General features: G+C 70.2%; 6 pseudogenes. All 6 read left to right on the top strand.

Annotation, left to right across the window (positions count from 1 at the left end):
- A pseudogene (locus StrepF001_RS40130) lies at positions 1-1,179 on the top strand (sugar ABC transporter ATP-binding protein); the annotation flags it as partial.
- Positions 1,180-1,186: 7 nt separating this feature from the next.
- Positions 1,187-2,200 (top strand): annotated as a pseudogene (locus StrepF001_RS40125) (ABC transporter permease).
- Between the two features lie 17 nt (positions 2,201-2,217).
- Positions 2,218-3,255: pseudogene (locus StrepF001_RS40120) on the top strand (substrate-binding domain-containing protein).
- Between the two features lie 139 nt (positions 3,256-3,394).
- Positions 3,395-4,601, top strand: a pseudogene (locus tag StrepF001_RS40115) (Gfo/Idh/MocA family oxidoreductase).
- 13 nt (positions 4,602-4,614) lie between these two features.
- Positions 4,615-5,615: pseudogene (locus StrepF001_RS40110) on the top strand (sugar phosphate isomerase/epimerase family protein).
- A 262-nt stretch (positions 5,616-5,877) separates the two neighbouring features.
- Positions 5,878-6,372: pseudogene (locus StrepF001_RS40105) on the top strand (PQQ-dependent sugar dehydrogenase); the annotation flags it as partial.

Here is a 6,372-nt window from a genome sequence, read left to right as displayed (position 1 = left end):
AGAACTACACCTGGGCCATAACCCACGCCGCCGGTTTCGTCGTACGGCGAAAGTCCGCCAAGGCGTCGACCGCCAGCTGCTGAAGCGACTCGGACATCCCGAGATAGACCCCGCACGTCTGTCGCGAGCTTCGGCGGCCCAGCAGCAGATCGTCTCCATGGCACGCGCGCTCTCCCACGACTACGGCTGATCGTGATGGACGAACCGTCCGCCGCCCTCGACCCCGACGAGTCGACAACCTCTTCCGGATCGTCGGCGACCTCACCGCCGACGGTGTCGCCTGGTCTACATCTCGCACCGCCTGGAGGAGATCCGCCGCATCGGCGACCGGTCACCGTGCTGAAAGACGGGCGGCGGTGGCGGGCGGCTCCGCGAATCGACGCCGACGCGTGAGGTGGTGGCGCTGATGACCGGACGCAACGTCGAGTACGTCTTCCCGACCGGCCGGCCGCACCGGCGCAGGGCGAGCCGCTGCTCGAGGTCCGGCAACTGGCCCGGGACGGCGAGTTCGAGGCGTTCGACCTGAGCGTGCGGCCCGGCGAGATCGTCGGTCTGGCGGGGCTCGTCGGCTCCGGGCGTCCGAGATCCTGGAGACGATCTACGTGCCCGCAAGCCGAGTTCCGGCCAGGTGCTGGTCGACGGACGCGCCCTGAAGCCCGGCAGCGTGCGCGCCGCCGTCCGCGCCGGACTCGGACTCGCGCCCGAGGAACGCAAGGCGCAGGCCCTGCTGATGCTGGAGTCGGTCACCCGTAACGTCTCGGTCTCCTCCATGTCCCGCTTCTCCCGCGGCGGTTGGATCGACGACCGGACAGAGCTGGGCGCCGCACGGGCGGCGACCCGCGAACTGTCGCTGCGACCCGACAACCCCTCCGTGCCGGTGCGCACCTCTCCGGCGCAACCAGCAGAAGGCCGTCCTGGCCCGCTGGCTGCTGCGGGGCTGCCGCGTCCTGCTGCTGGACGAACCCACCCGCGGAGTCGACGTGGGCGCCCGCGCCGAGCTCTACGCGGTGGTCCGCCGGCTCGCCGACGAGGGCTCGCCGTCCTGCTGGTCTCCAGTGAAGTACCCGAGGTGCTGGCCTGGCCGACCGCGTCCTGGTGCTCCGCGAGGCCGCGTCGTCACACCGCCCCCGCCGTGAACTCGACGAACACCGCGTACTCGACCTCGTGATGGAAGGAAGCCGGCGTCATGACGCAGCCCGTCTCCCCGCCGCGGCAGCACCGACAAGGTGCCGCCGGTCGTCAACTCCCCGCCTGGCGCGGCCTCATGGCCCGCGCCGATGTCCGCACCCTGTCCCTTCTCGCGTGCTCGCCGCGCTGGTCGTCATCGGCGGCATCACCAAGCGGACGAGTTCCTCGACACCCGCAACCTCCAACTCGTCCTCACCCAGGCGTCCGTGATCGGTGTCGTCACCGTCGGCATGACGTTCGTCATCACCAGCGGCGGGATCGACCTGTCGGTCGGCGCGATCGTGGCGCTCGCCTCGGTGTGGGCGACGACCGTGGCCACGCAGGAGTTCGGCTTCGCGGGCATCCTCTTCACCTCGGTGCTCGTCGGCCTCGGCTGCGGCCTGGTCAACGGACTGCTCATCGCGTACGGCGGGATGGTCCCGTTCATCGCCACCCTCGCCATGCTGGCCTCGGCGCGCGCCTGGCGTTGCAGATCACGGACGGCAAGACGCAGATCGTCACCGTCGACGGCATCCTCGACCTCGGCGAACGCGACGCCTACATCCTCGGCATCCCGCCCCTGGTCCTGGTCTTCGCCGCGGTCACCGTCATCGGCTGGCTGGTGCTCAACCGCACCACCTTCGGCCGCCGCACCGTCGCCGTCGGCGGCAATGCGGAAGCCGCGCGCCTCGCCGGCATCGACGTCCGCCGCCAGCGCCTGTACCTGTACCTGTTGTCCGGCCTGTGCTGCGGTATCGCCGCGTTCATGCTGATCGTGCTCGCCGGCTCGGGTCAGAACACCAACGGCAACCTCTACGAGCTGGACGCCATCGCCGCGGCGATCATCGGCGGCACGCTGCTCAGCGGCGGTCGCGGCACCATCGTCGGCTCCGTCCTCGGCGTCCTGGTCTTCACCACGATCACCAACATCTTCGCGCTGAACAACCTCGAGACCGCTGTCCAGCAGATCGCGAAGGGCGCCATCATCGTCGCCGCCGTCCTGGTCCAGCGCCGTACCGCGAGCACGACCTGAGGAAAGGGTTCACCGCCATGTCACAGCTCCCCACACGCAGAGGACTGCTCTTCGGACCGCCGCCGTCTCGGCCGTGCCCTCCTCGCGTTGCACGAGTAACGAGCCCAAGGAGAAGGTGAGCTGCCGACAGCAACCAGCCGGCCGCCGACGACAAGCCGGGCAAGCCCGTCACCATCGGCTTCGCCGGCCCGCAGGCCGACCACGGCTGGCTCAACGCCATCAACGACAACGCCAAGAGCCGTGCCGAGAAGTACGAGGACGTGACCCTGGAGATCACCGAGGGCTCCAATGACACGGCCGCGCAGATCGGTCAGATCGAAACGCTGATCAACAAGAAGGTCGACGTCCTGGTCGTGCTGCCCGCCGACGGCAAGGCGCTCACCCAGGTCGGGCTCAAGGCGATGCGCGCGGGCATCCCGGTCGTCAACCTCGACCGGATCTTCAACACCCCGCAGGCGTACCGCTGCTGGATCGGCGGCGACAACTACGGTATGGGCCTCAACGCCGGCCACTACATCGGCGAGCAGCTCAAGGACAAGCCGAACGCCCGCGTCGTCGAACTCGCAGGGCTCGACAACCTGGAGCTGACCCAGCAGCGCACCCAGGGCTTCGACGACGCCCTGAAGAACTACCCCAACATCAAGAAGGTGGCCCGTCAGGCGGCCGACTTCACCGTCGAGTCCGGCCAGGCCAAGATGGCGCAACTGCTCCAGGCGCAGTCGAAGTTCGACGCCCTGTGGAACCACGACGACGATCAGGGCGTGGGCGCGCTGCGCGCCATCGAGCAGGCCGGCCGTGACGACTTCCTGATGGTCGGCGGAGCGGGCGCGCTCTCCGCCTTCCAGGCCATCGAGCAGGACAACGGCGTCCTGAAGGCGACCGTCCTGTACCCGCCGACGATGGCCGCCTCCGCGATCGACCTCGCCCGGGCGCTCGGCCAGGGCAAGGGTGTCGGCGGCCTCGCCGAGTACGAGATCCCGTCCTCGCTGACCCTCTACTCGGCCGTGGTCACCAAGGACAACGTCGACCAGTACATGTCCACCGGCTTCCAGTGAGGCGCCCTGCTCGACGGCCCGACCGACATCGAGGGCATGTCTTCCGGCCCAGCCCCCGCGACCCCGGGCCGGCCCGGAAGACAGGCCCTGAGGTCGGCCCCCACCCCCACCGCGCCACGACGACGAGGAGGACATCCGTATGGCACAGCCGCAAACGTCCGAAGGGGCCGAGTCGAGAAGCCTCCGCTGCGCATCGGCATGGTCGGCTACGCGTTCATGGGCGCCGCCCACTCACAAGGATGGCGCACCGTGGGGCACGTGTTCGACCTGCCGCTGCGGCCGGTCCTGGCCGCGATCGCCGGCCGCGACGCGCACGCCGTGCGGGCGGCGGCCGACAAGCACGGCTGGGCCGCGGCGGAGACCGACTGGCGCGCCCTCGTGGCCCGCGACGACGTGCAACTCGTCGACATCTGCACACCGGGCGACAGCCATGCGGAGATCGCGATCGCGGCCCTGGAGGCGGGCAAGCACGTGCTGTGCGAGAAGCCCCTCGCGAACACCGTCGAGGAGGCCGAGACGATGGCGGCCGCCGCCGAAACGCGTACGAGCGCGGGCAGCTGGCCATGGTGGGCTTCAACTACCGGCGCGTGCCCGCCACCGCGCTGGCCCGCCGGATGGTCGCCGAGGGCCGGATCGGCACCCTGCGGCACGTCCGTGTGACGTACCTCCAGGACTGGCTGGTCGACCCGCAGGCCCCGCTGACCTGGCGGCTGCGCAAGGAACTGGCCGGCTCCGGCTCGCTCGGCGACCTCGGCGCGCACATCGTCGACCTCGCCCAGTACCTGGCGGGCGAGCAGCTGGCCGGGGTCTCCGCGCTCACCGAGACGTTCGTGCGGGAGCGCCCACTGCCGGGCGGCTCCGCGCGAGGCCTGTCCGCGGTCACGGCCGCCGGCACCGGACAGGTGACCGTCGACGACGCGGCCGTGTTCACCGCCCGCTTCGCCTCCGGTGCGCTCGCCTCCTTCGAGGCCACCCGGTACGCCACCGGCCGCAAGAACGCCCTGCGCATCGAACTCAACGGCGAACGAGGCTCGTTGGCCTTCGACCTCGAGCGGCTCAACGAGCTCTGGTACCACGACGGCACCGAACCCGACGTACACGCCGGCTTCCGCCGCATCCTCGTCACCGAGGCCGAGCACCCGTACCTGGAGGGCTGGTGGCCGCCGGGCCACGCGCTCGGCTACGAGCACACCTTCGCCCACCAGGCCCGCGACCTGGTCCACGCCGTCGCCGAGGGCCGCCGGCCCGAACCCTCCTTCGCCGACGGTCTGCAGGTGCAGCGGGTGCTCGCCGCGGTGGAGGAGAGCGCGCAGAAGAACGCCGTCTACACACCGATAGCGGTCTGATATCGAGGAGCCCCTGACATGCCCCACCTTCACCCTGTTCACCGGTCAGTGGGCCGATCTGCCGTTGGAGGAGGTCTGCCGGCTGGCCCGCGACTTCAGCTACGACGGCCTCGAACTCGCCTGCTGGGGCGACCACTTCGAGGTCGACAAGGCCCTGGCCGACCCCTCCTACCTGGCCGGCCGGCACGCCCTGCTGGAGAAGTACGGCCTTCGCTGCTGGGCGATCTCCAACCATCTCGTCGGCCAGGCCGTCTGCGACAACCCCATCGACGAACGGCACCAGGGCATCCTGCCCGCCCGCATCTGGGGCGACGGGGAGCCGGAGGGCGTACGCCGGCGGGCCGCTGCCGAGATCAAGGACACGGCGCGTGCCGCGGCCGCCTTCGGCGTCGACACGGTCGTCGGTTTCACCGGATCGTCGATCTGGCATCTGGTGGCGATGTTCCCGCCGGTGCCGGAACGGATGATCGAGCGCGGCTACGAGGACTTCGCGGAGCGCTGGAACCCGATCCTGGACGTGTTCGACGCCGAGGGCGTCCGTTTCGCCCACGAGGTCCATCCCAGCGAGATCGCCTACGACTACTGGACCACCAAACGCGCCCTGGAGGCGGTGGACAACCGGCCGGCCTTCGGGCTCAACTTCGACCCCAGCCACTTCGTCTGGCAGGACCTGGACCCGGTCGGCTTCCTCTACGACTTCCGGGACCGGATCTACCACGTCGACTGCAAGGAGGCCCGCAAGCGTCTGGACGGGCGCAACGGGCGGCTCGGCTCCCATCTGCCATGGGGCGACCCGCGGCGCGGCTGGGACTTCGTCTCCGCCGGGCACGGCGACGTCCCCTGGGAGGACGTGTTCCGGATGCTGCGTTCGATCGGTTACGACGGTCCGATCTCCGTGGAGTGGGAGGACGCCGGCATGGACCGGCTCCAGGGCGCCCCGAGGCGCTGACCCGCCTCAAGGCGTTCGACTTCGAACCGCCGAGCGCGTCCTTCGACGCGGCGTTCAACAGCTGAACCACACACACGACGGCAGGTCGGGGACGGAGGCCGGAACAACCGCCGGCCCCCCTCCGACCTGCTCGATCCCGCTTTGTCCTGCGATGGGAGAAAGTTCGACCAACCCTGACGCAAGGGGTTTTCGCCCCGGACGGACACGGTTACCGTCCCTGAAGTGTTCAGGACACACACACCTCCGGGGTGACGGCGCACCCCGGCGCCCGCACCGCACGTCTTCGCACCCATCCCGTACGGCCCACCCCGTTCCCGGAGGGACTTCGTGCACAGAACCAGACTCAGAAGCACCCGCACCCCGAGGCGTCCCAGGCTTCGCACCAGCCTCGCCCTGCTCACCGGCCTGCTCCTGGCCGTGGGCGCCCCGGCGACCGTCGCCGGCGCCCACCCCGGCCACCCGGAACACGACGAACCGGCCGCCGCCGAGGGGCAGTTCCAGCAGGTACCGCTGGCCAAGGGCGAACCCGAGATGGGCGAGCCCATGTCGCTCGCCGTACTGCCGGACCGCAGCGTCCTGCACACCTCGCGCGACGGCACGCTGCGCCCACCGACCAGGGCGGCGTCACCAAGGTCGCCGGCAAGATCCCCGTCTACACCCATGACGAGGAGGGCCTGCAGGGCGTCGGCGTCGACCCGGACTTCAAGAACAACCGGGCGATCTACCTCTACTACGCCCCGCCGCTCGACACCCCCGGGGACGCCCCGGAGACCGGCACCGCCGAGGACTTCAAGAAGTTCGACGGCGTCAACCGCCTCTCCC

It is taken from the genome of Streptomyces sp. F001 (assembly GCF_004187715.1).
Classification (GTDB): Bacteria; Actinomycetota; Actinomycetes; order Streptomycetales; family Streptomycetaceae; genus Streptomyces; species Streptomyces flavusporus.
This window is presented reverse-complemented; position numbering and strand designations above follow the sequence as displayed.